The following is a 26,314-nucleotide window of genomic DNA, read 5'->3' as shown; positions in this document are numbered from 1 at the left end:
GCATGTGGGTAAAAAGTGTACAAAAATGCCTCTTATGAATCGTTTTACGAGCCAAGGGGGCTATCGCAATATTGAGGGCTGACTATAATGATGATGCCGATTTGCTCTTTCTTTTATTAAGCTTGGAGATTTTGAGGGGTGGGGAGAGAGGTATGGATGAATTGTTTGTTTGTTATAAGGATAAAGATGTCGGTAGAGAATGTTTTCAAGAGCTATTATTGTTGTTTATGATGTTTGAGCTTGTATGAGATTAACATACTCTTCGAGTTTGACTTTTTTCCTGCTCTAAAGGATGAAAACACTTAATTCACGCTGGTTTATAAATGATACGGTTCTTTTCGGTGGGTTTCATCGGATGGACATTTCAGGTGCAAAGACTCCATGGTGCTTGTATTATCAAGTGGCGGTGTTTTACGGTATAATAGATAAGGTTATTTTTCAATATATATTGAATATGCTTGATATTATCTAGGGGAAAGAATTTTTTGGCATGCATTCATAGGGAACATGAATATAGCTCTTTTTTTCGAAGGGTGCTTTATTTGTTTGTTGCTGTTGTCATTTATATGATTTTTTTACAAGGATGTTGGTTTTGTTATCTTATTGCGCTGTTAAAAGACATCTCATTTGAAATGTGGTGATATAAGACAGCCTCCTTGATATAGGAAGCGTTTGTGCGGAGGTCAAATATTCAGGGTAGGACTTTCTTGTTGAGGTTTAAGTTAATCTCATAAGTCGTGAGTAGCTGGAATCCTTCCTATAAAAAAACAGACTGTTTACAGACTGGTGTGGGGTTAAGAATTTTTATCCTGTGAGATGTGGCGGACAAGTCAAGTCTCTGGTTTATTACGCGCTGATGTACTTTTTAGAAATCTTCCTGTTCTTGTTCTTGAATGTTTGTGCAGTTTTGATCATCTTTGAGCAATTGGTTGGTGAGATTTTCAATGCGTTGTGTGGTGTCACGCATAATTTTCCCCATGGTGCGGTCTCTTTCGTTGTGGAGTCGTAAAAGAGTATTGTAGTCTTCTTGTAATTTTTTATTTTCTCGTTTTATTTCTTCCATTTCATCAATAATCATTATGCCAGCCATAACCGATAAACGATGGTCGCCAATTTCACCAAAATTGTTCTTTAAATGTGTGATATATTGATCTAATTGAGCAGCAAGCGCAATAAGACGACGTTCTTGTCCTTTGTCACAAGCCATGCGATAAATTTTACCATCAATGGTAACGGAAACAGTTTCCATACATTCAAACCTTTATCTATCAATGACAACACGAATTGTTTCCATTGCTTTAATAAGACGTTTGGAAACTTCTTTGTTTACGGACTCTAAGCGTTCAATTTGGGCTTCAGCTTTGTCAAGCGCTTGGGCAAGATGGCTGCGGTCAGCATTCATTCGTTGGATTTCTTCTTCCCATTCGTTATTTTTATTAATAACGGCATTGCGATTTATTATGGTAATCTCTAAAGTTCTAAGTGCCTTTTCTAGGTGCTCTAAAGCATCTTGTAGAACTGTAGTCTCTTGGTTCATTGCCTTTATCCTTTGGGTAATTGTATCCTTTATCAATGTGTTATGCAAAAACGAATCACTTTCACTCTTGTGTTGTGTGCATTTTATTTTTAAGTATGTAGGATATTTTAGCAAGCAAAGCAGGGGATAGATATAAATTAAAAGCTGGATTTTTTGCGCGTATTGGCATAAATGACATGGATATACAGAACGCGTGAGGGGAATGTTATTAATATTATTGAAGTGGTGGCAAAAAGTCTCACGCTAATGGTTAGAAAATAGTATTTCTTGAGAATTTTAAGAGAATACGGAAAAAGCAACAGAATAACGTATTTAACGAAATGGTCGATTATTCATGACAAACACCCACCAACAGAATCAGATGGCCAATGCTATCCGTTTTCTTGCTATTGATGCGATTGAAAAAGCAAATTCTGGTCATCCGGGCTTGCCAATGGGAGCAGCCGATATTGCTACGGTTCTTTACACAAAATTTCTTGCTCACGACCCCAAAAAACCTCGCTGGCCTAACCGTGATCGTTTTGTGTTATCAGCAGGACATGGGTCTATGTTGCTTTATGCTCTCTTGTATCTTTCTGGTTATGAAGATATTGGCATTGAAGATCTCAAAAATTTTCGCCAATTAGGAGCAAAGCTTGCCGGGCATCCAGAATATGGGCATGTGGCAGGAATCGAAACAACGACTGGTCCTCTTGGACAAGGGTTGGCTAATGCCGTGGGGATGGCTCTTGGAGAGCGTTTGCAAAATGCCCGTTTTGGTGATCTTATCAACCATTACACTTATGCGTTGGTGGGCGATGGATGCCTTATGGAAGGGATATCTCAAGAAGCACTTTCCCTTGCTGGTCATTTGAAACTCAATAAGCTTATTGTATTGTGGGACGATAATAATATTTCTATCGATGGAGAGATTTCCCTTGCTGACAGTACAGATCAGATTGCGCGTTTTAAGGCATCTGGTTGGGAGACACATAAAGTCAATGGGCATGATCAAGCAGCAATTGCGCGGGCTATTGAGGCGGCACAAAACTCCGATAAACCAACTTTGATTGCTTGTAAAACAACAATTGGTTTTGGAGCACCCAATAAAGCGGGTACCAATAAAGTTCATGGAGCTCCTTTGGGCGCACGAGAAATCACTGAAACCCGTATCGCGTTAGGGTGGGATGCTGAGCCTTTCGTTATTCCAGCCGATATTCTTGATAATTGGCGCTTGGCTAGTCTCAATGCTGCTAAAAAACGCCAAAAATGGGAAGAAAAATTTGCTGATCTTCCTGTTTCAGAGCGTGTGGAGTTCGAAAGATTGATGCGGGGCGATCTCGTGGGCGGATTTGATGGTGCTATTGATACTTATAAACAAAAACTCGTTGAAGAGCGCCCTGTTGTTGCTACGCGTAAAGCTTCGGAAATGGCTCTTGAAGTGATTAATGAAGTCGTTACTGAAACTATTGGTGGTTCGGCTGATTTAACCGGATCTAATAATACAAAAAGCAGCCAGATGAAAAGTATCTCTGCTGAAGATTTTTCAGGGCGCTATCTGCATTATGGAATTCGCGAACATGTAATGGGAGCTGTGATGAATGGTCTTGCCCTTTATGGCGGCTTTATTCCTTATGGGGGAACCTTTTTATGCTTTTCTGACTATATGCGTCCTGCTATGCGTTTGTCTTCTCTCATGGGGTTGCGGGTGATTTATGTCATGACTCATGATTCTATTGGTCTTGGTGAGGATGGTCCGACCCATCAACCCGTGGAGCATTTGGCTTGCCTGCGTGCAATGCCTAATCATTTTGTGTTCCGTCCTGCCGATGCTATGGAGACAGTCGAGTGTTGGCAATTGGCTTTGAAAGCACGCGGGACACCTTCTACCTTGGCTTTAAGTAGACAAAATCTACCGCTTTTGCGTCAGGAGTATGAAGAAGAAAATCTCTGTATGCTTGGTGCTTATGAATTCCTAACAGCTAGCGATGATGCACAAGTGACGCTGTTTGCTTCTGGTTCAGAATTGCAAATTGCAGTGGAGGCACATGCGGTGTTAGAAGAAAAAGGCATCCCAACGCGTGTGGTTTCTGTGCCTTGTTTTGAACTTTTTTCTCAACAATCTCTCTCCTATCAGCGTGCTCTCATTGGAGATGCACCGATTAAAGTTGCCATTGAGGCTGCCGTCGCCCAAGGATGGGACCGTTTTATTGGCTGTGATGGTGTGTTTATTGGTATGGAGGGCTTTGGGGCAAGTGGAACAATTGATGCCCTTTATGCGCATTTTGGTATTACTTGGGAAAATGTCGTTGCCACCGTTGAAAAAGAACTGGAAAAGATCAAAGAAGAAAAGACAAAGTGACAGCTTGTGTTGTCATGAATGGGGTGGTTTTAGGGCATCATATTTTGTGCATTATTGTGGATAAGTGAGTGAGTGATCAAGATATTGACAATGTGGGAATTAATGATTTGGGATTGGTGAAATACCCATTTATTGTGTTTTAAATGTTGTGCTTAAAAAATTTATGAGGAAACATGTGAAATGACAGTTCGTGTTGCAATTAATGGGTTTGGTCGTATTGGTCGCAATATTTTACGTGCACTTGTGGAAAGTGGACGACAAGATATTGAAGTGGTTGCAATTAATGATTTGGGATCGGTGGAAACAAATGCCCATTTATTACGCTATGATTCAGTTCATGGGCGTTTTCCTGGTATCGTTAAGGTGATAGGGGATGCTATTGATGTGGGAGGTGGTTTAATAAAGGTATGCGCAGAGCGTGATCCTGCTCAATTGCCTTGGAAAGATTTGGATATCGATATTGCTTTGGAATGTACGGGTATTTTTACTGCGCGTGATAAAGCAAGTGCTCATTTAGATGCGGGGGCAAAGCGTGTTCTTATTTCTGCGCCTTCTGAAGGAGCAGATCTTACGGTCGTCTATGGGGTTAATCATCAATCTTTAAGCAGCGAGCATCGCGTTGTTTCAAATGCTTCTTGTACAACCAATTGTTTGGCGCCTGTTGCACAAGTTTTACACAACACAGTGGGCATTGAAAAGGGCTTTATGACAACAATCCATTCTTATACGGGTGATCAACCTGTGTTGGATACAATGCATCGGGACCTTTATCGTGCACGTGCGGCAGCTCTTTCTATGATTCCTACCTCAACAGGAGCGGCAAAAGCTGTGGGATTGGTCTTGCCAGAATTAAAGGGATTGCTTGATGGTGTATCGATTCGTGTTCCGACCCCTAATGTTTCTGTGGTTGATTTGACATTTATCGCTAAGCGTTCCACAACAATCGAAGAAATTAATACAGCCATTGCTATTGCTGCACAAGGTCCTTTGAAGGGCATTTTGGATTATACAGAAGAGAAACTCGTGAGTTGTGATTTTAATCATAATCCTCATTCAGCTATTTTCCACAATGATCAAACAAAAGTGATTGATGGTAAGCTCTGTCGCGTTTTGGTTTGGTATGATAATGAATGGGGCTTTTCTAACCGTATGAGTGATACGGCAGTGGCTTTTGCTAAGACAATATAAGAGGACCTCAGGGTCCTCCTTTTTATAGGGAAAAGTCTCATTTTTGTGCAATTTTGAGAAAAACAGATAGAGGCTGTTGTTCTCATGCGCTAGAGAGAAGAGGCTATTGAAATATTGATGATGTGTTTTGTTTTAATACTGGGTCAATACGTGCTTTTAAAACCTGCATGAAAGAGTAAACTTTGAAAAAGTAAGATATGAACGAGACACCTTTTGAGAAAACGTTAGGAAACAGGAGATGTAAATTCTTTTGCTTAGAAGTAAAAGGAAGCTTTAATAGAGATCAAGTTGAGCCAATGCATTTGTTTGCCACAATGGGATATGAAGATTAAGAGCAATGAGTGGCTTTTGTACATTTGATGATGAAAGCTTTTGCTTTTCAAACAGAGGGTGAGAGATGGGCTGTCGTGGGTCTCTTGTAAAAGAAAAGAGGGGATAAGTGGAAAGAAAAGTGGGCAGGGTTGTTGGATGCGTTTTTATTTGAAACAATGGAAAGTGAAGAGGAAGCAGTGATGGGGTTTCGTACACTTGATGATGTTGATGTCACTGGAAAACGTGTTCTTGTGCGGGTGGATTTTAATGTGCCAATGGCGCAGGGTAAGGTCTGTGATACGACACGCTTAGAGCGGCATAAAGAGACACTCGTTGAGCTACAAAAGCGGGGTGCTAAACTTATTCTGCTTTCTCATTGTGGTCGCCCCAAAGGAAAGGTAGAGCCAGAGTTTTCACTCCGTCCTGTTGTGCAAGTGCTGGAAAAGATCATTAATAAGCCTGTTTCTTTTGCTCCTGACTGTATCGGTTCGGTGGTGCAGGTTGCGGTTGAGTCATTACAAAATGGTGGTGTTTTACTGCTTGAAAATGTTCGTTTTTATGTTGGTGAGGAAAAGAATGATTGTTCTTTTGCGGAAGCTTTGGCTCATAATGGGGATCTCTATGTCAATGATGCTTTTTCAGTTTCTCATCGTGCCCATGCTTCGGTGGAGGGAATAACGCATTTGTTGCCTTCTTATGCAGGGCGCTCTTTGCAAGGTGAGATGCAGGCGTTAGAAAAAGGACTTGGCAATCCAACACACCCTGTGGTTGCCCTTGTGGGAGGAGCGAAAGTTTCCAGCAAGCTTTTTGTGCTCAATCATTTGGTGGAAAAAGTTGACTCCTTAATTATTGGAGGGGGGATGGCTAACAGTTTTTTAGCAGCGCAAGGTGTGTCTGTTGGTAAGTCACTGTGTGAACATGCGCTGATGGACACGATAAAAAAAATTATTAAAAAAGCGCAAGAGTGTCAATGTACCCTTCTGCTTCCTCAGGATGCTGTCGTTGGATTTCGCTTTGAAAAAGATGCACCGCATCGTCTTTATGACATTGAAGATATTCCACAAGATGGCATGATATTGGATATTGGGACACGCTCTATTGCGCATATCAATGCTGCGATAGATGAAGCTGTTACTCTTGTGTGGAATGGACCCCTTGGTGTTTTTGAAATGTCTCCTTTTGATAAGGGGACCATTGCCGTTGCACGCCATGCAGCAGAACGTAGTTTGATGGGAAAGTTGGTTTCAATTGCGGGAGGGGGCGATACGGTTTTTGCCCTTAATCATGCCGGTGTTGCCAATGATTTTACTTATCTTTCGACTGCTGGAGGGGCTTTTTTGGAATGGATGGAAGGAAAGACCCTTCCTGGTATTCTTGCCCTTATGCAGGCTTAAAGGGCTTCTTTGAAGGGGAAGGTTAAAGAAAAACTATACGGTCGTGTAGAGTGTTTTGATAGTGTTGCGCATTTTTAGAAATTAAGACAAAATAAAGAGGACTTTTTTATGAATGAACGGCTTGAAGATATTGCACTTGCTTTGGTGCATGCGGGTAAAGGTATTTTGGCGGCAGATGAAAGTACGGCGACCATTGGAAAGCGTTTTGAAAGCATTGGTGTTGAATCCAATGAAGATAAGCGCCGTGCTTATCGTGAAATGCTTTTTAGTACAAAAGAAGCGATGGAAAACGCCATCTCTGGGGTTATTTTATTTGATGAAACCATTCGGCAAAAAGCATCAACTGGGAAAATGTTGACGGATCTTATTCGGGATTCAGGCGCTTTGCCAGGGATTAAAGTTGATACCGGTGCAAAACCCTTGGCTGCTTTTCCCCAAGAGACAATTACCGAAGGGTTGGATGGTCTTCGTGAGCGGCTAAAAGACTATTATGCTTTGGGAGCACGTTTTGCTAAATGGCGTGCGGTAATTGCTATTGATGAACACACTTTGCCAACAAGAGGCGTCATAAGACAAAATGCACAAGCTCTTGCGCGCTATGCTGCCTTATGTCAGGAGTTCAATATTGTGCCCATTGTTGAGCCGGAAGTGTTGATGGATGGACCATCGTGTGGGCATTCAATTACACGCTGCTTTGAGGTGACACGCACTGTTTTGCAGGCTGTCTTTAAAGAATTGTTTGAAGCTCGTGTTCTTTTGGAGGGGATGATTTTAAAGCCCAATATGGTGATTGATGGAAAGGATGCTCGCAAGGCTTCTGTTGAAGAAGTTGCTGAAAAGACCGTCCAAGTGCTTAAACAGACTGTTCCTGCCGCTGTTCCCGGAATTGCTTTTCTTTCTGGAGGGCAGTCTGATCAGGAAGCAACGGCGCATTTATCTGCTATGAATTCTTTGGGCGTATTGCCTTGGAAATTGACCTTTTCCTATGGGCGAGCACTGCAAGCAGCTGCCTTAAAAGCATGGGCAGGAAAAGATGAAAATATTGCTGTTGCACAGAAGGCATTTCGTCATCGGGCTCGGATGAACCATCTTGCGGCTTTGGGACAATGGACAAAAGAACAAGAAAAAGCGTGCGCTTGAAGGACAAGCTCTGTTTTTAAATGCGGAGAAATTTTTTATGTTTCTGCGTGATTTTTTGCGCCCTCATCATGATAAGAATGGCCGGGGCATTTTAGGCTTGAAAGCTTTCTCAGAGAGTTTTTTCCTTGGACTTTTAAAAGTCTTTAATGGGTGCTATCGAGAGATAAGATTGCGGGAGAGGTGCAATTTCGAGAAGGGGAGATAATGCTAGGAAATTTGTGAATGCACAGCACTTTAGTATGGTGTCGTTCATGGGTGGGCACTTACTTCTTGAGTGAAAATCATAAAGCTCATACTGTATTGAAGAGTTTGATATTGTGATATTTTCTCTTTTTCATGTTATCATTACTTGTCATCAGCAGAATTTATTTGATTGCAGTTTCAAAGGTGGATTAAGCGGGTAGATTAGAGAGTTGCGATTTCTGAGCGGATTGGAATACAGCTTATGAAGCTTTTCTGCGTCAGGATAGCTTCCTCTTCAATGGGGGTAGTTTTCTATTGGCGAACGAATTGAATAACTCTTGCGAAAGAAAATAGATTTGCACCTCAATAAAACACCTATTTTTTCGTTAAAATGGATAAATTTTTCTTGTATTTTTTGATGATATAATTAAAAGTAACTAATTTTATAGCATCTTGGCTTAAAACGGGGGGAGTTGTGGACAGTATATCTTCTAAGAATACAAGCATCAAAAGAAAAAATTGATACGCAGAACAGAGCTTTTCTGCAATTATGATGCGAAAATTGTGCAATATGGTGCGTGGGGTATTCGAAGGGATCTTTACAGTATTTACTTTCATAATTTTTCTTATCCTGTTCCGAATACGTGGACCGGTTCATGCCATACTAAGCTTCTTTTCGGGTGCGAGTGGATTAGCGTGCTTTTTCTTTTTTGTCGGATACTACTTACAACGCCGCGAAGCAACAGCAGATGAAGCCGGTATATCGCTCACATTAATCTTAGCAATTGGTGAAGGCGTTTTTTCTATTTGCTGCATTATGCTGCGTGGGGTTACGCGCTCTCTTGTTCCGTTTAGCACCTCCAGGGTATGTTCTTATTCTCCCTGAATAAATAGAGTGCAATTCGTTTGCATACAAATCAAAATGAGAGGCTGTCTGCCTCTCAAATTCTTAATAATCGCTCTCCAAAATAATGACATCAGACCCGTGTTTAATGAATGGACTAACAAGCCTTGGGTCCTTAAGCCTCAAGGCAACCCTTTACAAGTTGCGTCTAACGGCATCCTTGACCTTAAGACACCCAAACGGCTTATTTTGTTTTTATCATGTATGATATAAGGGGAAAGCTTCTCATCGTGCCTAAATGGTAACTTATCGTGTGTTAAATGGAAAAATGAGAAAAAGCATCTTTATGCAATATAATCCAATTATAATTTTTTTTTGATTTAAGCATAAAAGACTTAAAGTCTTCTACAAGACTGATACAATAAAGGGGGAGGTTGCCTATATTGAGCAACTAAGTCGTATTTTAGGTGCTCTTGATATAGCTATATCACCAAATGGTTTTGAAGACTTATCCTTTTAGCTCTATTCACTAAAAGGTTATTTTGAGGGGGGTGGCTAATGAATGTAAAGGAAAATTAGCACGTAATATTTGGCTTTGCTGGTATAGATGCTGAATGAGTTAATTATCTAGAGGATCACTGAAGAGGGAGCGCTAAAAAATGATGAAAATCCTCCGTACTTCGGTGAATTCGTGGTTGAAGATATAATCGTAAAACTTGACTTATCTGTTCCTGAAACAGCTGAATGGTTTGAAATGGTTAGGGTGTCCGTTCTGCATACACTTAGCTCACTATACAAAAAATTATGATTTAGTGCAAGCTTTTAAACATAAATACCCTAAAGATATATCTTCTTTGTATATGTTCTTATCATCGTTAATGTGCCTTCTTAAAGCATGACAGGGGGTGCTATAAAATTGAGAGCTGTAAAATATATGGGGCTTGGAGGGGGTGAGAAGATGGTGTTCAATCGAAGTACTCTATCCTTATTTTTATGGGCTATGCCTGAAAGAGAGAGCTGGAGAGACAATTTATGAGCAAAGAGAACGGTGTTTTGAGGTTGCATGTCTGCAAGAGCAGAACAGTGATCGTGGTTATATTTACAAACAATAAATTTGATAAAATTTTACAATTTTGCCAAAAGCCAGTTTATTATAAAAGTTGTTGCTCATGTGCTCTCACACAAAAGTTATAAGAAGCCCAAAAGTGCTAAAAAAGTCTTTGCTCTTTTTCAATAAGACGGATCTGCAAACAATATTCAAAAAGTGTTCGTGTTTTTGAAAGAGCATAAAAGGATACTCTTGCAATAGAGAGGCGTATTTGTGAATTACAATTTGTCATGATTTTCGGCAAACACTATTATTTATAGTGGTGAGAGAGGGCATGGAAAGTTTTTCATATTCAGTTTTTTTAAGAGTGTGGTCAGTCTTTAGGGTAGTGCTTGCGTCCCTAGAACCTATCAAGTGAGCCGCATAAGGGCTTCAGCAAGCGAGCACCATTATACTCTTTGCCAGCGTATACTCTTTTGTCAGCGCCCCAATGTTTTGACAGCCCTTAGAACGTAAAGGGGAAAGAGAGGTATTTTATTCCTTTCTTGTATTGTTTCACTCCACACGCCAACTCTGCTTGTGATGTGCAAGCCAAGAGATTTTGTTTGACTTACTATGAGGGTTTGACATGAGAAAATCCTATGGTATTTATGATCTTTCATGAAAAACAATGAATTATCCTTATAAATCACCGTTATGGCGCTGTTATGAAGAGAACTCCTTGCTCATCTTAATAGTCCATAGAGATTAACTTGGTATCATTTTACATTCTGTACACAGAAGTGTCTTTATAAAAATGCTCTATCTTGCGCAGAAAAAAGAAAAACATCTCAATGCTTGCTTTTCTTTTTTCCATGAGAGATTTAAATTGATAAGCCTGTCTGAAAAGAGTGCTGTTTATGCCCTTAAAGATACGGCTCTTGTATCATGATCACTTACTCAGGTGAAAATTGGAGTTTTGCGAGGTAAGCGTAAACGCCATTTTTTGCCACAAGTTCAGCATGGGTTCCTTCTTCCACAAGATTCCCTTTATCCATCACCAGAATACGATCTGCTTTTAAAATTGTTGCTAAACGATGTGCAATGACCAAGGTTGTACGATTTTGCATCAATCCTTCTAAAGCGTCTTGCACCAACTTTTCACTGTTTGCATCCAAAGCCGATGTTGCTTCATCAAGCAGCAAGAGGGGTGCATTTCTTAAAATTGCCCGCGCAATACCAATGCGTTGTTTTTGTCCCCCAGAAAGCATGGTACCGCGTTCTCCTACTTGCGTATTCAAGCCATCTGGTAAAGCTTGAATAAATTCAAGTGCATTAGCCGCTTTAGCGGCAACAAGGATTTCCTCTTCATGGGTATTTTCAGTTCCAAAAATAATATTATCACGCAATGTTCCATCAAAAATGGCGACATCTTGTGGAACATAGGAAATTGCACTGCGTAAATCTTGTAAAGAAAGGCGATTAATTTCCATGCCATCCAACCGAATTGTTCCACTTATTGGATCATAAAAACGAAGGATCAAAGAAAAAATGCTGCTTTTTCCTGCTCCGGAAGCTCCAACAAAAGCAACCGTTTCGCCTGCTTTTACAGAAAAGGAAAGTGAGCGTAAAACCTTCTCTTGTGGTCTAGAAGGATAGGTAAAATCAACCTGATCAAAAACAAGTTCACCTCGAACAGGTTGCTCTAATGATAAAGCATTTTTAGGAGCTACAATAGTAGGTTGTTCTTGTAACAATTCGGCAAGCCGTTCAGCAGCGCCTGCTGCTTGGATTAATTCTGCTCCCAGTTCCGATAATTGCGCAAAAGTAGAAGCTCCAAAAACCGCATAAAGGACAAATTGCCCTAAGGTTCCCCCTGTCATTGTTCCATTCAAAACATCACGCGATCCAATCCATAAAACAGCAACCACACTGCTAAAAACCAAAAAAATTGCAAACCCCGTAAAAAAGGAGCGCAGGATCACAGAAGCACGTGCTGTTTGAAAAGCACGTTCTATCAATTGTGAAAAACGTGTTGTAACGAGTTTTTCTGCAGTAAAAGCTTGCACAGTGCGAATAGCACTGACCTGTTCTGTAGCAACAGCATTGGCATCTGCGAGACGATCTTGCGCCGCACGCGTACGAGAGCGAACTTTACGCCCAAAAACCACCAAGGGAATGGCCACAACAGGAATAGCAGCTAAAACCAACAAAGACAATTTAGCATTGGTGATCACCATCATTACGACGGCTCCGATCACGATAATCAGCTGACGCAATGCGGTAGAGGCGGTAGAGCCCACAGCTAATTTTATTTGTGTGGTATCTGTTAGAAGCCTTGAAACAATCTCTCCTGAATGTGACCGATCAAAAAAAGCAGGAGAAAGTTTCATAATATGGACAAACACATCACGCCGTAAATCGGCAACAATCCGTTCTCCTAAGGTGATAACACAGTAATAACGGGCTGCTGAAGCAAATGCGAGAAACAAGGCTAAGATAAACAAAATTCCAAAGTAAAAATTAATATGTCCATGGCTTGAAGTAGAAAACCCATGATCAAACATTTGGCGGATAGCCACAGGCAAAGCTAATGTGACAAGAGCAGCAACAGATAATGCTAGAAAAGCAAAGATAAACAACCAACGATAGCGCAAAAGATAAGGAAAAAAAATTGCAAGCGAAGAGAATGAAGATTTCTTAGGGGAAGACTTTGTCGATTTTTCTGAACGATAACGTAATGTCATAAAATTTTGCTCACTGTATTGGATTTGTAACACTTGATACAATGATGTATCTTGAACACTTGTTTTTTGATGCGTGCTCAGTTATAGGAATAAATACTTTAATCAATGTATCAAAAAGACAAAGGAAGTGCACTTAAAAAAACAAGCAAGTGCTATTTCATTCTATAAACGCAAAAGGTTTGACGCATGAAAGCGAATATTCACCCCAACTATCATAAAATTACCGTTGTTATGACGGATGGAACCCAATATACGACGCGCTCTACTTGGGGAAAAGAAGGCGATACTCTTAATCTAGATATTGATCCAAGAACGCATCCGGCATGGACAGGTGGCTCCCAAACACTCGTAGATCGCGGTGGTCGTCTTTCTAAATTCAAAAATCGCTTTGGTAATATTGGCATGTAAAAGCCTCCTTTTTATGGGGTACAAAGGTTTTAAACAAATCGATTGCAAATGGATGGATTTTTTATCCTATCAAAGAGTGCACTTTAAATATTAATTCAAAAACGCATCCGACATAAACAGATGGGTCTTAAACTCTTATAAATCATTGTGGTTGCGTTTTTTAAATTCAAAAATCATTTTGAAATATACGCATAAATCCTTTCTTCCCTAGAGTATAAAGACTTGAAATAAAATAATTGCAAACTTTTCTTCTTTTTTTGGAACTGAACATATCCATGGAGAGGAAGTATTTTCCGCTTCTAAAGCTGCCAATGCATTTGAATTTATTCACGCTTTACCAGATGGCTTGGATACGCAAGTAGGGGAACGTGGTACCATGCTTTCTGGGGGGCAAAAACAACGCATTGGTATTGCACTGGCGATTTTAAGAAATGCAGCCTTCTTGTTGCAAGCCGGCACCGTCATTATATTTGCCAACTCGTGGATGTTGCTACAGCCCTTGGCATTTGAGACGATTTATTATAGGCATTTTAAGTTCTTTCTTAATAGTTTTTTATTCACGCGAGCTCTCCCCACTTGTAAAGTGCAAAAGGCATGGTTTTGGTTGCTTCACCATGGAACATGGTTTGAAATGAGAGAATCCTACAGTATTCGGGATACTCATTCAACATACAAAACAATGAATTATTATAAATCAAAATGTTACTACTTGATGAAATAACATTTGCTTTAGATGCAAACAGTGAAAAGTTGGTGCAAGATATCTTAGAAGGATTGATACAAAATCCTAAATTCTGGTCATTGCACATCGTTTGGCAACAATTTTAAAAGCTGATCGTATTCTCGTGATGGATAAAGGCGCTTTTGTGGAAGAAGGAACCCATGCTGAACTTGTGGCAAAAAATGGCGTTTACGCTTACCTCGCAAAACTCCAATTTTCACCTGAGTAAGTGATCATGATACAAGAGCCGTATCTTTAAGGGCATAAACAGCACTCTTTTCAGACAGGCTTATTAATTTGAAACTCTCATGGAAAAAAGAAAGGCAAGCATTGAGATGTTTTTCTTTTTTAACGGGCTGTTCTTTTTTTTGCCTGAGATGAAGTATTTTTATAAAGACACTTCTGTGTACAGAATATAAAATAATACCCAGTTAAATCGCTATGGACTATTAAGATGAGCAAGGAGTTCTCTTCATAACAGCACTGTCACGTTGATTTATAAGGATAATTCATTGTTTTGCATGTTGGATGAGAGCTTCTAAAATTATAAATTTTCTTATTTCAAACCTATGTATGGTGAACCAATAAAATCATGTCTCTTACATATATCAAGCGGGGAAGTCTGTATGGTGTAAAACACTTGAGAAAGAACAATGTTTCTTATGAATCCTCTCAAGTTTTAAGGGCTGTAGCAATATTAGAGGGTGGCAAAATGTGTGATGGTGCCGGCTTATGGAAAAAGAGCCGATAAATGGGCTGAGAGATGTTTTTTTATCGATTTTACAAAACAGAGCTAAGAGGGCACGCAGCCATGTTTTGCTGTGTTAAGATTTTTAGTATTTTTTCCCATATTTCATAGATCATGCATTGTGAGGTTTTAAAAGGCTTTTCTTTAAAGCGTATAAAACACAATAGCAGTATAATAAAATACAAATCGTTTGCATTTATCAATACAGCTATCTATATTTTGTATACTAATTTTGTTAAAACATAATATGTAGTATCCCGTGAATCGCATATACATATAATGACACAATACCGAGAAGTCGATGGGAAGGTTGCACAAACAAAAAGAGGGAAATAATGGATGAAGAAATAAAAGAGGTAATTGATAATCCGATAAAAGAAGAAACTAATAACTCCCGAATGATAGTCACCATCAAGTTCATTTTTAAATGGGCGGTGAAGATTGTAGGATTCATCTTTATGCTTGTATACACCTTGAAGCAGCTGTGGTTTTTGGGGGATTTTCAAAGGAGGCTTTTTTAATTGTAGCAATGGTAATAGTGCTTTGTGGGGTGGCTGTAATGCTGGCATTTGTAAATTATCGTAACAAGCAATTAACTGAACAATTTGAACAGAAAGTTCGAGGGTGCGAGATATATGAAAAGATTATTGCAGAAGGGGAACAAAGGCTTTTTGAAAAAACGCAAAAAATATCAAAGGAGTGGGTTGAGCAATGGGATGAGGGAGTAAGGCAATGGGAAAGGGATATACTAGAGATAAAAAATTCTAGAGCAGGCATGAAAGCTCACGGGAACAGACCTTCATTGGTAAAGAATATTTGTGCGCAAGGGGAGAGAGAATTGTCTTTATTGTATAAGGAGGCACTCGAAACAGAACTGACTGATGAGCAGATTGAAAAAATATATAATCTTTTGAATAAAACACTTTTTGAGCAATATTATGTAAAAGCAGGGAAATTCATGGAAGAGAATGGAATTTCTCTGAAAGGATTTGTTAATACTCATACGAATAAAGAATATTATAAACCTACAATGTTATTGCTTCATTGATTGTTGTACGTTCTTGATGATGTGATTATAGCTGAATGCAAACAGCAAAAAGAAAAACTATCTAAAAAGAAGAATGAAAAGCAAAAATTTGCAGATACTTTGTGGGACAATATATCTATAATCCCAGACATAAAGAGATAGAGAAAATGTTAGAGCACAGGAATTTTTTGTCTGATCAATGTGCACCGTTACTATGTTGTAAAAAGGATGTGCTGTTGTTATTGTGTGATATTTCCGATGGTTATAAAAAGGCGAGAGAGACTTTTATTTACTATAAGAAGCTCATTAAAACAGTAAAAAAGGGCTATATGGCTTTTGATAAGGGGTGCTCTTATACCATAGTTAAAGATACAATCAATACGTGTAAAGATAATGATGCAAGTATGGGACCAGATTCTTCCATTGTTGAAGGGACTCTAACGTTTAAAAAGGCTTACACATCAGGTGCTAGAAGATGGTTGAAATCATCAAATGAGAAATGTGATAATCGGTTGATTTTTGGGGAGCAGCTCGTTGGAATAGGAGATTTACAAAAAAATTAAAGATAATCAAGAACAGTTAAAGAGGGAAATGCAGGCGGCGATTTTTGAGAAAAAGGATTTTTGTTACTACAAATCTCGTGCGAATTTCATCGGCATTTTGGATAACGATTAAATGAAGGGGGAGGGTGGAGTGCAGTGGATTTGCTGAAATTTCTGTTGCTATGCAGTGGTAAAAACTCTTGAGAGGCATAGTGACAGTTCTTATGGGAGAGGAGAGGGCAGGCTTTGGTAGCCAATCTTTTTGCGTTGTGTAAGGGTGATTTCTTAAGAAGAGTAGGGGAGGTTTTTGCAGCAGGTGTATTTGTTGTTTTTGAGAGCGTTTTGTTTTTATGGTTCTTTTTGTTTTCTGGTTTGTTTGCAGAGGAATTGAGGAAACAACAGTGTCAATAATATTGGCTAGACTGTAATTGTATTTTTAGGTTTTTTTGGGGGCGTGATCGTTGGTGATGGTTTTGTGAACCTTTGTATACGGGGTGTTCTGTTGCAAATTTTTAGATTGTTTTTCCAAAAGCTCTCGGCTCGACTAACGGATAAGCTAAATCAAGAGTGGCAGTGCTAAGACAAGCGAAGTTTTATAAGTTCTCTCATCACAATTTTCCGAATTTTTTCATCATATTGTGTAATTTGATGAGATAGGTTGCGTGATGAGGAGTATTCAGAGGGGGACTCGTATTGTCTTTTAAAAAGATGTCCTTTTGAGAGCTTACTATGAGGACTAAATGCCTTTTTTGAGGGTTTTTTCTAATTTTAGGCGAATGTGTTCATTGCCGGCAATGATATTTTTTTTGCGAAATATATTGTTGCCGCCTTCTTTATCGGTGACAAAACCACCGGCTTCACGAACCATCAGTATTCCAGCAGCCATATCCCAAATTTGCAGGTTATCTTCCCAAAAGCCATCGGTTCTTCCAGCAGCCACATAAGCTAAATCAAGAGCAGCAGCACCAAAACGGCGAAGTCCGGCAACCTCTGCCATCACATTACGTAATTCAATAAGGTAGGTTCCATGATTTGGGCGTCCAAAATGAGGCATTCCTGTGGCAATGACACAATCTTCTAGTCTGCGTCGAGCAGAAACGCGACAGCGGCGGTCATTGAAAAAAGCACCACACCCGCGTTCTGCGGTGAAGAGTTCATCACTCACGGGATTGTAAATGACACCACCAACGATTTTTCCTTGGCTTTCTAAGGCAATGGAAACAGCAAAAAAAGGAATACCATGGAGAAAATTTGTAGTGCCATCTAAAGGGTCAACAATAAAACGGTGTTGTGAATCTTCTCCAATGATTTCTTCAGACTCTTCCATCAGAAATCCAAATTTGGGGCGCGCTTTGCTTAATTCATTGAAAATAATTTTTTCCGCTTTGCGATCTGCTTGGCTGACATAATCTGCTGGTCCTTTCAAAGACACTTGCAAATTTTGCACTTCACCGTAATCACGTACCAACGAGCGTCCTGCTTTCATTGCAGCTTGCACCATGACATTCATGACTGCAGAATGGGCCATTTTTTATTCCTTTATTTATCTTTTTCATTTGCACGACGCAAATAAATCAACTCATTGGTGTCTACAATGATACGTTCACCAGCATTCATAAAGGGGGGAACAAGAATACGAATCCCGTTTTCAAGAATGGCGGGTTTATAAGAGGAGGTAACCGTTTGTCCTTTGATGGCAGGATCGGCTTCTGCAATCGTGACAGCAACTTGATCAGGAAGTGAGATGCCAATAGGCTTTTCTTGATAAAGTTCAACTGTGACAGTCATCCCATCTTGGAGAAAAGCAGCACGTTCACCAACAAAATCCTTTTGAAGTTCTAGTTGTTCATAAGATTCTGAATCCATAAAGACCAAAGCATCCCCTTGTTGATAAAGAAATGTGAAATCTTTTTGTTCAAGGCGCACGCGTTCAACTGTCTCAGCAGCGCGAAATCGCTCATTAAGTTTTGTACCATCAATCAAATTTTTCATTTCAACTTGGTTAAATGCACCACCTTTTCCTGGTTTTACAGCGTTGCATTTAACAGCAACCCATAAGCTTCCTTGATGTTCGATCACATTACCAGGGCGAATTTCATTGCCATTAATTTTCATCGTTTCTATCCAATTCTATTCTTGCAAAAAGAACTCTCTTGTTGTCTTTATGGCGCTTTTCTTTGCTGCCTTTAACAGTCAAGCTCTTTTGTTATTTTCGGGCTAAAATCCCTTTGATTAACCTTGCTGCTCTCTCATGGTCCTGTGTGCTCTTTATGGGCTTTCTCCTGCTTTTTGCAAAGAGAAAAGCTTAAGTAAAAAAGGACCTTTATGTATTTTTGCTTTTCAGTTCTTTGCAAGACCATAAAAAGCGCTCAGACGCAAGCTTTTTAAAAATTTGCACAAAACTTTTTGAGATTTTGGGGAAATTTATCCCGTTGTGTCGTAAAATATCATCATTGATGGCAATAATATAATTGATGGCAATGATATAAGTTCCCTAAAACCATGAGGTGTTTTTAATTAAGAATATGTGATGAATATGTGAATACGGAGTTTATTATAAGTGTCTCATGGGATAGAGCGTGGTGTGTGTTATCGTAGGGTGTTCGTTTGTATTCTTATCAGAGATCAGCTGTAAAAAGGCTTTCTGTTTTATCGAGGTTAGAACTCTAAATCTTTTGAGCAGCAGGTATTCTTCTGTACTTGATGCGATTTCATCATGAGGGTATGGGGGCTGTTGTTTTGCTGAGGTGTCCGCATAGAAAAAGACAAGTGGAACATTTAAGATATCGGCAATTTCTTTTAAACGCCCTGCGCTGACACGATTTAAGCCGGTTTCATATTTCTGGATTTGTTGGAAAGTGACACCTAAAGCGTGTCCTAAAGTTGTTTGAGACATTTTTAGCATTTTTCGTCTCAAACGAATTTTTTTGCCAATAAAAAGATCAATATTAAGATTTTGAGATTGCATTTTTCCCCGCCGGTTGCGAGCGCCCTCGCATTGGTATTCCGGGAGTTAAAAACACTGAGTCCGAATCAGCCTTTTTGCTTTTAGTGCTTAAAGCACCTGGACAGAGCAAAATCTCCCGGAATTTCTATAAATTTTATCTTTTTGAAGCAGAGAGGAGTATTTTAAAAAACAGGAAGGAGCTTTATTGCTTCTTTGTGCGCTTTTTCTAGTTGTGTCTTGTCCATGCCTTGGAGCATTATTTCAAGATCAGGAGCTTGCATTTTTGCTTCCTTTGCGAGCATATACCATGCCGCTGCCATTATTATATCGCCTTTTGTTCCTGTGCCATCTCGATAAAGCCTTGCAAGGGAAATCTGTGCTGGCGCAATCATGTTGATGGCATTTCTGTGAAGTAAATGAAAAGCACGCTGAAAATCTGTTTCTCCTCCACGCCCCTGTACAAGCCATTGTGCTAAATGAAGTTGAGCTTTTAAGTGGTTGTTTTGAGCCGCGACCTCCATGAGCTTGCGGGCATTGTGATCATCCTTTGGTCGTTTTAATGTGCCTAAGGAAAGAATTTTTGCAGCAGAAAAAGCCGCTTCAGCATCCCCAAGAGCTGCACCTTTTAAGTACCATTTTAAGGCTTGCTCTATTGCTTCATTTTCACGACTTTGGGAAGAAACACCAGGGAGAGCTTGTTTTTCCTGTGAGGCTTTATAAAGAAGCAGTTGTCCATAATAAAAATAGGCTTCCTTGACGCCTGCTTTGACAGCTTTTTGAATGAATTGCGCACCAAGTTCTTGATTTTGTTTTATAAAGTGACCATCAAACAACATAAGTCCATAGCGTAGTTGTGCTTGGGGTTCCCCCTGTTTTGCGGCGCGTTCAAACCATAAAGCAGCACGCGCACCGTCAATAGGAACAGCACATCCTTCCATATAAATTCGGGCAAGAAGAGTTTGTGCAAAAGGATCATTTTTTTCAGCACGTCGGAGCGCTTCACGAAAAGCTTTTAAATAATAACCTTGGATGTAATAGTCATAGGCTTGGTCATAGTCTCCAGCTTTTAAGGGCTGAAAAGGTTCTTGAGTGTTTGAAGCTTCTTGAATCGTATTGAAAGAGCTTTCAGAATTTGAGATTTCTTCAGTGTTTCCCGCTGAACTTACAGCAGAACTTGCAAGCCCAATCACGCCTAAGATAAGCAGCTTCACGCTTCTCTTGATCATGGTGTTTTCTCCTCATTACCGATCAGAATTTTCACATTTTTTTTTCATCATTACAAGCCGTATAAGAATTTCATTTCTATATTACTTTTTATCTCTCAGTTTTTCGTCTTGGTTCAAGGTAGGGTTGGGTAAGTTAAAAAAGTAGCATAAATGTTGACGAGAGACAGACTGTTTAAAATAGTTCTGTTAAAAATAATAATGATGAAGGGTTATCGTATATAAAGATGCTTATCTTCTATTATATCAAGGGCTTCTCCTCTTAAAATGAAAAAATGCTTACAATGGAGGTTGCTTTTTAAAATACGTATGAATGCTTATGAATAGTGCGCTATCCGTGTGATGTTAGCTTGCATTCTCATCAGAGATCAGCTGTAAAAAGGCTTTCTTTTTTACCGTTGTGAGAGTTCTAAATCTTTTGAGCAGCAGGTATTCCTCTGTGCTTGATGCGATTTCATCATGAAGGTATGCGGGCTGTTGTTTTGTTAAGATATCGGCATAAAAAAAGGAAAGTGGAACATTCAAGATATCAGAAATTTCTTTTAATCGCCCTGCGCTGACACGATTTAAGCCGTTTTCATATTTCTGGATTTGTTGGAAAGTAACACCTAAAGCGTGTCCTAAAGTTGTTTGAGACATTTTTAGCATTTTTCGTCTCAAACGAATTTTTTTGCCAATAAAAAGATCAATATTAAGATTTTGAGATTGCATTTTTCCCCGCCGGTTGCGAGCGCCCTCGCATGAGTATTCCGGGAGTTAAAAGCACTGAACTCAAATCAGCATTTTGCTTTTAGTGCTGAGAAGCACTTGGACATAGCAAAATCTCCCGGAATTCCGGGATACCCACAGGAGTGGGTAAATTCATGTTTGAGTTTTTCAGGCTTTTAATCCCTATTGGTCGTTGCGTATGCGACCAAAACATCTTTTAATTCATAAAGTAATTTCAAGAAATTTACAATAAAAATTAAAATAGTGTCTCTTAACGTGTCGTTTCTTAAAATAGAGGGGTGGCATGTTTTGCATTCAAGCAATAAAGTGTTCACAAAGGGGACTTTGAATAGTGCGCTATCTGTGTGATGTTAGCTTGCATTCTCATCAGAGATCAGCTGTAAAAAGGCTTTCTTTTTTACCGTTGTGAGAGTTCTAAATCTTTTGAGCAGCAGATATTCCTCTGTGCTTGATGCGATTTCATCATGGTGGTATGCGGGCTGTTGTTTTGTAATGATATCGGCATAAAAAAAGGCAATGGGAACATTCAAAATATCAGAAATTTCCATTAAACGCCCTGCGCTGACACGATTTAAGCCGTTTTCATATTTCTGGATTTGTTGGAAAGTGACACCTAAGTGCTGACCTAATGTTTTTTGAGACATCTTCAACATTTTTCGTCTCAAACGAATTTTTTTGCCAATGAAAATGTCGTTATCAAGATCTTTGGTTTGCATTTTAAAGCCCCCCGCCGGTCGCGAGCGCCCTCGCATGAGTATTCCGGGAGCTTGAAAATACTGAACTCAAATCAGCCTTTTTTGCTTTTAGTGCTGAGAGCACCTGGACATAGCAAAAACTCCCGGAATTCCGGGATACCCACAAAGTGGGATAAATTCATGTTTGAGTTTTCGGGTTTTCAAGGCCCTATTGGTCGTTGCGTATGCGACCAAAACATCTTTTAATTCATAAAGTAATTTCAGGAAATTTACAATAAAAATAGTTTTTTACTTACAAAATTTGTTTTTTAATGAGAGGCTATCTGCCTCTTAAACCTCTCTGGAATGATTACCAAAATCATGACATTAGCCCCCGTGTTTTTTGAGAGGGTTAAAAAGCCTTAAGTTTTAAGATCAAAAGAACTTTGGACGCTTAAAAGTTAAACATTTTCAATTCGCTAGTATTGACAACATAGCCAAGAGTAATTATCTTCAATATTCAGGAATAGAAAGGACATATATTATGAAGACCACCCTTTCTCCGCTAATTTCAGAGTTCGAAACCGTTGAACAGGAAAGCAGCTACACTGCATGGCTGCGCGATAAGGTAGCGAGCAGTCTTGCAAATCCATATCCTCCTATTCCGCATGATGAGGTTATGGCTGAAATGGAAGTTATAATCAGTCAGCTTGAAGCTGAACAGGACAAGTGATGCTTCCGGTTGTTTGGTTGTCTTCGGCGCGCGACGATTTGCGTCAGATTTTAACTTATATTGCTCGCGAAAATCCATCTGCTGCGCGCCGAATGAAAAGGTTTTTGGAAGCATCCGTACTGCCATTGGCTGAACATCCATATTTATACAGACAGAGTGAGAAGGTATTAGGATTACGAGAAATTGTAGCGCATCCAAATTACCTTATATTGTATCGAGTAGCTGCAAATCAAATCGAAATTGTAGCTGTAGTACATGCCCGACGTGAATTTCCTATTTTTCTTTAATCTAATGAGAGGCTATCTGCCTCTTAAACCTTTCTGGAACAATTACCAAAATCATGACAACAGCCCCGCGTTTATCAAAGAGACTAAAATGATTTCTTCTACGGTAATGAATTCACACGCAGTCTCTTCATTTAAATTTACACAATTGCTTGCTGTTTGAGGAAGGGTGGGGGGATGATCGTTTCTCTGTGCTATAGGATGTGTGTCTGTGGCATGTGGTGGGGTGCCTTGTAGTTTTAGGCGTGCACTTTAAAAAATAAACATAAGCATTATTCAAATTTAATTTAATGCATGAGTAATTTCATTTATATTAAAAGAGAAATCAGCTTCTTGTAAGCGCTTAATAAGTTTGGGAAATATTTCTTTTACCTGCTCTTTAAAAGAAAGGTAGTAAACTCCACCAACATCTGAAGGGAGTTCAAGGTCTTGTTTTTTTAGAATAGCGACATTTTTGCGAGAAAGTGCAGCGGTTAACATGCCCATTTCGAAAATAACGTTTTGTCGTGCACGGGGTTGAATTTTTTCTTCATCTTGAGATATAGCATAACCCATGTCATCATGCGTGAGGAGTACAATACCAAATTTTATAGAATCTTTACAAGCTTCTTTTTTCAAAGTTTGAATGATGGTTAAACCATTACCACTCGTGTTTTGTAAAATGTATGGTTCGAGATCAAGCTTGAGAAGAGCATTTTCAAGCTCCGTTAAGGCATAACAATCATGACCATGAACGATAAAGATTTTTTTATTTGAGGTATTGGAGGCAGTTTTTGAGGAAGGAATCGCTGATGTTTCTTCTAGATGCTTTGCTAAATCTTCTATTAACTTTTGTTTTATGTTTTCTGTGCCTTGAACTTGAAGTTTTCCTGTGCTTTTATACCAATTAATAATGCCTCCTTCGTAGGTTTTGATCTGATATATTTCAGGGGAATCATGTTTTAGTAATTTACTTTCTATGATTTGATATCCAGCTTTGCAAATTATGTTTTTAAGATCTTCAAGTGTTCCTCTATATTGCATTTTTATGTCCCCTGCATATTTGTATCGTCAGCTATTGGTATTCAGCACCAATATTGAAAATGACCATTTTCCCCAATCATAATGCTTTGTCTTTATAAGACATAGAACGAGAAAGTTTTTATGATCCTTTTTTCTATATATTATATGAAAACAAGACGATAGATTTTTCATCAATTTGATTGAATTATTAAGCAATTTTATTGAGTTTCGAGGTATCCTCTTTATCTGTTATTGTGTGTTCTATATAAGTAATATAGTGGTGAGTATTTGGATTTTTATTAACGCTTTATTTATAAATTCTCCTCCTGTATTACAAGGGGGTGTTTTTACATTTTTCTTGCATTGTTTTAAGCAGTATTAAGGGGTTGTCGTTCCCAAAAATCACTTCTTCTACAGCAATGAATTCACATCCAGTCTTTAAGACTTCATCAAAAGTTGAAAAATCGCTTCCTGCTTGGATAATGGCGGGGGTTTGCATAATCTCTGCCCACCATGTTGCTAACTGGAGATTGCGGGGGTGCGCATGGGGTTTTTTATCAGCACCGAGTTTTCCAAAAAACAGGTAATCAACACCTGTTTCCGCTGCAAGCATAGCACTATGGCGATTGCGTAGATTGCCAAAGCCTATGATTTTTTGTTCCTTTTGCTGATTTTTGAAGCTTTCAAGAGCGTTAAGATCATCTTCTATGTGCAATCCATCAGCCTTTATGCGCCCAGCAATGCGGCTGTCGTCAGCGATGAGAAGGGCTGCGTCATGATGTTGAATATCTTCTGCGTAAGTTTGCGCTTGTTGTTGTAAAAAAGAGCTATCATCTTTCAATTTTTCAGAATCATAGAGGATGACGCATGCAAAAGACTTTGTTTGCAAAATTTGCTGCAAAAATGTTTGTGGGGTGTTGCGCCGAACATCAAGTGTTAAAATCAACTGAGGGAAAAGAGGTGGATCAATTGGTTTATTTTTTTGTTCTGTCATGTCAAATCCCTGTTTCTTAGAAAAAATAACGCTTAAAAATTAAAGTTTCATTCTATTATGCTTATTTGCGATGAAAGTGACCACCATTTTCACGTAATTTAAAGGATTTGTGGGTGTGTGGAAGCCTGCTTATGAGAAATGAGAGTGTTTTTAAGCATAATATGTCGCCTTTTTGCTGTGATACACGTATGGACGCTTTTCGTTCTTTTGCCTTTAAAAAACTTTTGCCTTTTAAAAAATAAACGCTTAAAATGAAACTTGACACTTAAAAATTAAAATTTCATCCTGTTCATGCTTGTTGGCAATAAGGGTAAGCACCATTTTTATGGGACTTCAAGGGGTTTGCAACGTGTGGGAGTCCACTGATGAAATACCAAGGTGTTCTTGAGTATAATACACAATCTTCTCATCGAGATACACGTATTGATGTTTTTCGTTCTTTAGCCTTATTGACGATTTTCATTAACCATATTCCCAGAACGATCTATGAGTCTTTTACTCATAGAAATTTCGGTTTTTCTGATTGTGCAGAAATATTTGTTTTGCTTTCAGGGGTTTCTCTGGGGTTAAGCTTTCATGCGCGGTTACAGCAAAAATCCTTTGCTTTTATCATCCGAAAACTGTGGTACAGAGCTCTGCAGCTCTATGGCGCATATCTTTTTACTACTTTTGTCACGTTAAGCCTTTTTTTTGCTGCCTTTTTATTATGGCGAACAGAAAAACTTTTATCGATGAATAATGTGGGACTCTTTTTTAAAGAGCCTGGTATCGCATTTTTGAGTACCTTAAGCTTTGGGCATCAATTGGGATATAATAATATTCTTCCTCTTTATATCGTTTTGATGTTTTTTGCGCCTTTTATCCTTTATTTGAGTTGTAAGCAGACAAAATGGCTGCTTTTGGGCTCCTTTACACTGTATCTTATCTGCGGATTTTATAAAATTGCTCCTCCTTCTTATCCTTTAGAGGGAAAGTGGTTTTTAAATCCTTTGTCTTGGCAATTCTTATTTGTCATAGGATTGACCCGTACTTTAGCGCTTAAACAAGGAAAAAAAATCGCTTTTCAGTCTTTTTGGATTGTTTGTGCGGCAGCGTATCTCTTGTTGGCGCTGTTATGGGTTCGCTTAAACTGGTGGGGCATTTTGGGGTGGCTTGGCTGGTCTTCCCCATTGTTGAACTTTAATAAAACCTTTTTAAGCTTGCCACGTTTACTCCATGTTCTTGCATTAGCCTTTCTCATTCTTTCTTTGCCGCGCATCAATAAATGGTTTTATGTTTCTCAGAAACATCCTTTAGCAATTTTAGGAAAACATAGTTTACCGGTCTTTGTAACGGGAACCATTTTTGCGATGTTTGGACAAATTATAAAAACAGTGATGACAGAAACGGTTTTTTCCGATACCTTCTTAATAATAACGGGTATTGCTTTGCAATTTGGAGTCGCTTATTATTGTGAGAAACGGCAATCTTGGCAGTGGTCCTTTTCAAGGAAAATGATCCGTTTATAAAAAACATTCCTATAGTGTTTGTTGGGCACGTTAACCTTAGTATAAAAAGTGCGTTGCGCAA

At 39.1% G+C, this 26,314-nt stretch carries 22 protein-coding genes and 2 pseudogenes; 13 read left to right on the top strand and 11 right to left on the bottom strand.

Annotated elements, in window-relative coordinates; genetic code table 11:
* Window positions 1-865: 865 nt before the first annotated feature.
* Both ACFINU_RS02750 and ACFINU_RS02745 read right to left on the bottom strand, forming a co-directional pair.
* On the bottom strand, window positions 866-1,249 hold the full coding sequence (locus tag ACFINU_RS02750; protein WP_375606565.1) for a cell division protein ZapA: 384 nt from the start codon (window positions 1,247-1,249) through the stop codon (window positions 866-868).
* A 12-nt stretch (window positions 1,250-1,261) separates the two neighbouring features.
* The gene (locus ACFINU_RS02745; RefSeq protein ID WP_375617852.1) at window positions 1,262-1,537 is read right to left on the bottom strand and encodes a DUF4164 domain-containing protein; all 276 of its coding nucleotides are present in this window, start codon (window positions 1,535-1,537) and stop codon (window positions 1,262-1,264) included.
* 334 nt (window positions 1,538-1,871) lie between these two features.
* Between ACFINU_RS02745 and tkt the strand changes: the two genes are divergently transcribed.
* The 5 genes from tkt to ACFINU_RS02720 all read left to right on the top strand — a co-directional run bounded on the left by tkt (window position 1,872) and on the right by ACFINU_RS02720 (window position 8,981).
* Window positions 1,872-3,878, top strand: coding sequence for a transketolase (gene tkt, locus ACFINU_RS02740; RefSeq protein ID WP_375617853.1), 2,007 nt, complete (start codon window positions 1,872-1,874; stop codon window positions 3,876-3,878).
* A 180-nt stretch (window positions 3,879-4,058) separates the two neighbouring features.
* Window positions 4,059-5,066, top strand: a complete 1,008-nt coding sequence (gene gap, locus ACFINU_RS02735) for a type I glyceraldehyde-3-phosphate dehydrogenase (RefSeq protein WP_375617854.1) — start codon at window positions 4,059-4,061, stop codon at window positions 5,064-5,066.
* A gap of 512 nt (window positions 5,067-5,578) precedes the next feature.
* Window positions 5,579-6,772, top strand: coding sequence for a phosphoglycerate kinase (locus tag ACFINU_RS02730; protein ID WP_375617898.1), 1,194 nt, complete (start codon window positions 5,579-5,581; stop codon window positions 6,770-6,772).
* Window positions 6,773-6,880: 108 nt separating this feature from the next.
* Window positions 6,881-7,912: a class I fructose-bisphosphate aldolase gene (locus ACFINU_RS02725; protein WP_375617855.1), complete on the top strand. Its 1,032-nt coding sequence runs from the start codon at window positions 6,881-6,883 to the stop codon at window positions 7,910-7,912.
* Window positions 7,913-8,645: 733 nt separating this feature from the next.
* Window positions 8,646-8,981 (top strand): hypothetical protein, encoded by a 336-nt coding sequence (locus tag ACFINU_RS02720; RefSeq protein WP_375617856.1) that lies wholly within the window; start codon window positions 8,646-8,648, stop codon window positions 8,979-8,981.
* A 1,941-nt stretch (window positions 8,982-10,922) separates the two neighbouring features.
* On the opposite strand, the gene ACFINU_RS02715 is transcribed toward ACFINU_RS02720, so the two are convergent.
* Window positions 10,923-12,713 carry an ABC transporter transmembrane domain-containing protein gene (locus ACFINU_RS02715; RefSeq protein WP_375617857.1) on the bottom strand — a complete coding sequence of 597 codons (1,791 nt, stop codon included), beginning with the start codon at window positions 12,711-12,713 and terminating at the stop codon, window positions 10,923-10,925.
* Window positions 12,714-12,899: 186 nt separating this feature from the next.
* On the opposite strand from ACFINU_RS02715, the gene rpmE reads away from it, so the two are divergent.
* The 5 genes and pseudogenes from rpmE to ACFINU_RS02690 all read left to right on the top strand — a co-directional run bounded on the left by rpmE (window position 12,900) and on the right by ACFINU_RS02690 (window position 16,180).
* Window positions 12,900-13,121 (top strand): 50S ribosomal protein L31, encoded by a 222-nt coding sequence (rpmE, locus tag ACFINU_RS02710; RefSeq protein WP_005774581.1) that lies wholly within the window; start codon window positions 12,900-12,902, stop codon window positions 13,119-13,121.
* Window positions 13,122-13,377: 256 nt separating this feature from the next.
* Window positions 13,378-13,557: pseudogene (locus tag ACFINU_RS02705) on the top strand (ABC transporter); the annotation flags it as partial.
* Window positions 13,558-13,820: 263 nt separating this feature from the next.
* Window positions 13,821-14,071: pseudogene (locus ACFINU_RS02700) on the top strand (ABC transporter); the annotation flags it as partial.
* A gap of 946 nt (window positions 14,072-15,017) precedes the next feature.
* Window positions 15,018-15,638 carry a hypothetical protein gene (locus tag ACFINU_RS02695; protein WP_375617858.1) on the top strand — a complete coding sequence of 207 codons (621 nt, stop codon included), beginning with the start codon at window positions 15,018-15,020 and terminating at the stop codon, window positions 15,636-15,638.
* A gap of 101 nt (window positions 15,639-15,739) precedes the next feature.
* Window positions 15,740-16,180 (top strand): hypothetical protein, encoded by a 441-nt coding sequence (locus ACFINU_RS02690; protein ID WP_375617859.1) that lies wholly within the window; start codon window positions 15,740-15,742, stop codon window positions 16,178-16,180.
* Window positions 16,181-16,895: 715 nt separating this feature from the next.
* Here ACFINU_RS02690 and ACFINU_RS02685 read toward each other — a convergent pair.
* From ACFINU_RS02685 to ACFINU_RS02660, 6 genes are all read right to left on the bottom strand, one after another.
* The gene (locus ACFINU_RS02685; RefSeq protein ID WP_375617860.1) at window positions 16,896-17,687 is read right to left on the bottom strand and encodes an inositol monophosphatase family protein; all 792 of its coding nucleotides are present in this window, start codon (window positions 17,685-17,687) and stop codon (window positions 16,896-16,898) included.
* A gap of 11 nt (window positions 17,688-17,698) precedes the next feature.
* A complete protein-coding gene (gene efp, locus ACFINU_RS02680; protein WP_015856958.1) occupies window positions 17,699-18,274 on the bottom strand; it encodes an elongation factor P in 576 nt (191 codons plus the stop codon).
* A 439-nt stretch (window positions 18,275-18,713) separates the two neighbouring features.
* Window positions 18,714-19,127: a helix-turn-helix domain-containing protein gene (locus ACFINU_RS02675; protein ID WP_375617861.1), complete on the bottom strand. Its 414-nt coding sequence runs from the start codon at window positions 19,125-19,127 to the stop codon at window positions 18,714-18,716.
* Window positions 19,128-19,288: 161 nt separating this feature from the next.
* The gene (locus tag ACFINU_RS02670) at window positions 19,289-20,332 is read right to left on the bottom strand and encodes a tetratricopeptide repeat protein (protein WP_375617862.1); all 1,044 of its coding nucleotides are present in this window, start codon (window positions 20,330-20,332) and stop codon (window positions 19,289-19,291) included.
* A gap of 342 nt (window positions 20,333-20,674) precedes the next feature.
* Complete coding sequence (locus ACFINU_RS02665; RefSeq protein WP_375617863.1) at window positions 20,675-21,040, bottom strand: helix-turn-helix domain-containing protein; 366 nt, start codon at window positions 21,038-21,040, stop codon at window positions 20,675-20,677.
* A 368-nt stretch (window positions 21,041-21,408) separates the two neighbouring features.
* Complete coding sequence (locus ACFINU_RS02660) at window positions 21,409-21,810, bottom strand: helix-turn-helix domain-containing protein (protein ID WP_375617864.1); 402 nt, start codon at window positions 21,808-21,810, stop codon at window positions 21,409-21,411.
* A 466-nt stretch (window positions 21,811-22,276) separates the two neighbouring features.
* Between ACFINU_RS02660 and ACFINU_RS02655 the strand changes: the two genes are divergently transcribed.
* Together ACFINU_RS02655 and ACFINU_RS02650 are read left to right on the top strand one after the other, a co-directional pair.
* Complete coding sequence (locus tag ACFINU_RS02655; RefSeq protein WP_375611750.1) at window positions 22,277-22,465, top strand: antitoxin; 189 nt, start codon at window positions 22,277-22,279, stop codon at window positions 22,463-22,465.
* Complete coding sequence (locus ACFINU_RS02650) at window positions 22,465-22,752, top strand: type II toxin-antitoxin system RelE/ParE family toxin (protein WP_375617865.1); 288 nt, start codon at window positions 22,465-22,467, stop codon at window positions 22,750-22,752. Before ACFINU_RS02655 ends, ACFINU_RS02650 begins: the two co-directional genes overlap by 1 nt.
* Window positions 22,753-23,031: 279 nt before the next feature.
* Here the strand turns inward: ACFINU_RS02650 and ACFINU_RS02645 are convergent, their stop codons facing one another.
* Both ACFINU_RS02645 and ACFINU_RS02640 read right to left on the bottom strand, forming a co-directional pair.
* Window positions 23,032-23,772: a TIR domain-containing protein gene (locus ACFINU_RS02645; RefSeq protein ID WP_375667347.1), complete on the bottom strand. Its 741-nt coding sequence runs from the start codon at window positions 23,770-23,772 to the stop codon at window positions 23,032-23,034.
* Window positions 23,773-24,082: 310 nt separating this feature from the next.
* Window positions 24,083-24,745 (bottom strand): thiamine phosphate synthase, encoded by a 663-nt coding sequence (locus ACFINU_RS02640; protein ID WP_375667345.1) that lies wholly within the window; start codon window positions 24,743-24,745, stop codon window positions 24,083-24,085.
* A 365-nt stretch (window positions 24,746-25,110) separates the two neighbouring features.
* Between ACFINU_RS02640 and ACFINU_RS02635 the strand changes: the two genes are divergently transcribed.
* Window positions 25,111-26,253 carry an OpgC family protein gene (locus ACFINU_RS02635; RefSeq protein ID WP_375667343.1) on the top strand — a complete coding sequence of 381 codons (1,143 nt, stop codon included), beginning with the start codon at window positions 25,111-25,113 and terminating at the stop codon, window positions 26,251-26,253.
* Window positions 26,254-26,314 lie beyond the last annotated feature (61 nt).

The organism is Bartonella sp. AC130YNZD, from assembly GCF_042196865.1.
GTDB lineage: Bacteria > Pseudomonadota > Alphaproteobacteria > Rhizobiales > Rhizobiaceae > Bartonella.
Note: the sequence above shows the minus strand (reverse complement) of the source record. Positions and strands in the feature narration are given on the sequence as shown.

Coding starts and splice junctions, on each gene's coding strand:
- ACFINU_RS02750 (WP_375606565.1), bottom strand. CDS start 1,249: ATGGAAACTGTTTCCGTTACCATTGATGGTAAAATTTATCGCATGGCT.
- ACFINU_RS02745 (WP_375617852.1), bottom strand. CDS start 1,537: ATGAACCAAGAGACTACAGTTCTACAAGATGCTTTAGAGCACCTAGAA.
- tkt (WP_375617853.1), top strand. CDS start 1,872: ATGACAAACACCCACCAACAGAATCAGATGGCCAATGCTATCCGTTTT.
- gap (WP_375617854.1), top strand. CDS start 4,059: ATGACAGTTCGTGTTGCAATTAATGGGTTTGGTCGTATTGGTCGCAAT.
- ACFINU_RS02730 (WP_375617898.1), top strand. CDS start 5,579: ATGGGGTTTCGTACACTTGATGATGTTGATGTCACTGGAAAACGTGTT.
- ACFINU_RS02725 (WP_375617855.1), top strand. CDS start 6,881: ATGAATGAACGGCTTGAAGATATTGCACTTGCTTTGGTGCATGCGGGT.
- ACFINU_RS02720 (WP_375617856.1), top strand. CDS start 8,646: ATGATGCGAAAATTGTGCAATATGGTGCGTGGGGTATTCGAAGGGATC.
- ACFINU_RS02715 (WP_375617857.1), bottom strand. CDS start 12,713: ATGACATTACGTTATCGTTCAGAAAAATCGACAAAGTCTTCCCCTAAG.
- rpmE (WP_005774581.1), top strand. CDS start 12,900: ATGAAAGCGAATATTCACCCCAACTATCATAAAATTACCGTTGTTATG.
- ACFINU_RS02695 (WP_375617858.1), top strand. CDS start 15,018: ATGGGCGGTGAAGATTGTAGGATTCATCTTTATGCTTGTATACACCTT.
- ACFINU_RS02685 (WP_375617860.1), bottom strand. CDS start 17,687: ATGGCCCATTCTGCAGTCATGAATGTCATGGTGCAAGCTGCAATGAAA.
- efp (WP_015856958.1), bottom strand. CDS start 18,274: ATGAAAATTAATGGCAATGAAATTCGCCCTGGTAATGTGATCGAACAT.
- ACFINU_RS02675 (WP_375617861.1), bottom strand. CDS start 19,127: ATGCAATCTCAAAATCTTAATATTGATCTTTTTATTGGCAAAAAAATT.
- ACFINU_RS02670 (WP_375617862.1), bottom strand. CDS start 20,332: ATGATCAAGAGAAGCGTGAAGCTGCTTATCTTAGGCGTGATTGGGCTT.
- ACFINU_RS02665 (WP_375617863.1), bottom strand. CDS start 21,040: ATGCAATCTCAAAATCTTAATATTGATCTTTTTATTGGCAAAAAAATT.
- ACFINU_RS02660 (WP_375617864.1), bottom strand. CDS start 21,810: ATGCGAGGGCGCTCGCGACCGGCGGGGGGCTTTAAAATGCAAACCAAA.
- ACFINU_RS02655 (WP_375611750.1), top strand. CDS start 22,277: ATGAAGACCACCCTTTCTCCGCTAATTTCAGAGTTCGAAACCGTTGAA.
- ACFINU_RS02650 (WP_375617865.1), top strand. CDS start 22,465: ATGCTTCCGGTTGTTTGGTTGTCTTCGGCGCGCGACGATTTGCGTCAG.
- ACFINU_RS02645 (WP_375667347.1), bottom strand. CDS start 23,772: ATGCAATATAGAGGAACACTTGAAGATCTTAAAAACATAATTTGCAAA.
- ACFINU_RS02640 (WP_375667345.1), bottom strand. CDS start 24,745: ATGACAGAACAAAAAAATAAACCAATTGATCCACCTCTTTTCCCTCAG.
- ACFINU_RS02635 (WP_375667343.1), top strand. CDS start 25,111: ATGAAATACCAAGGTGTTCTTGAGTATAATACACAATCTTCTCATCGA.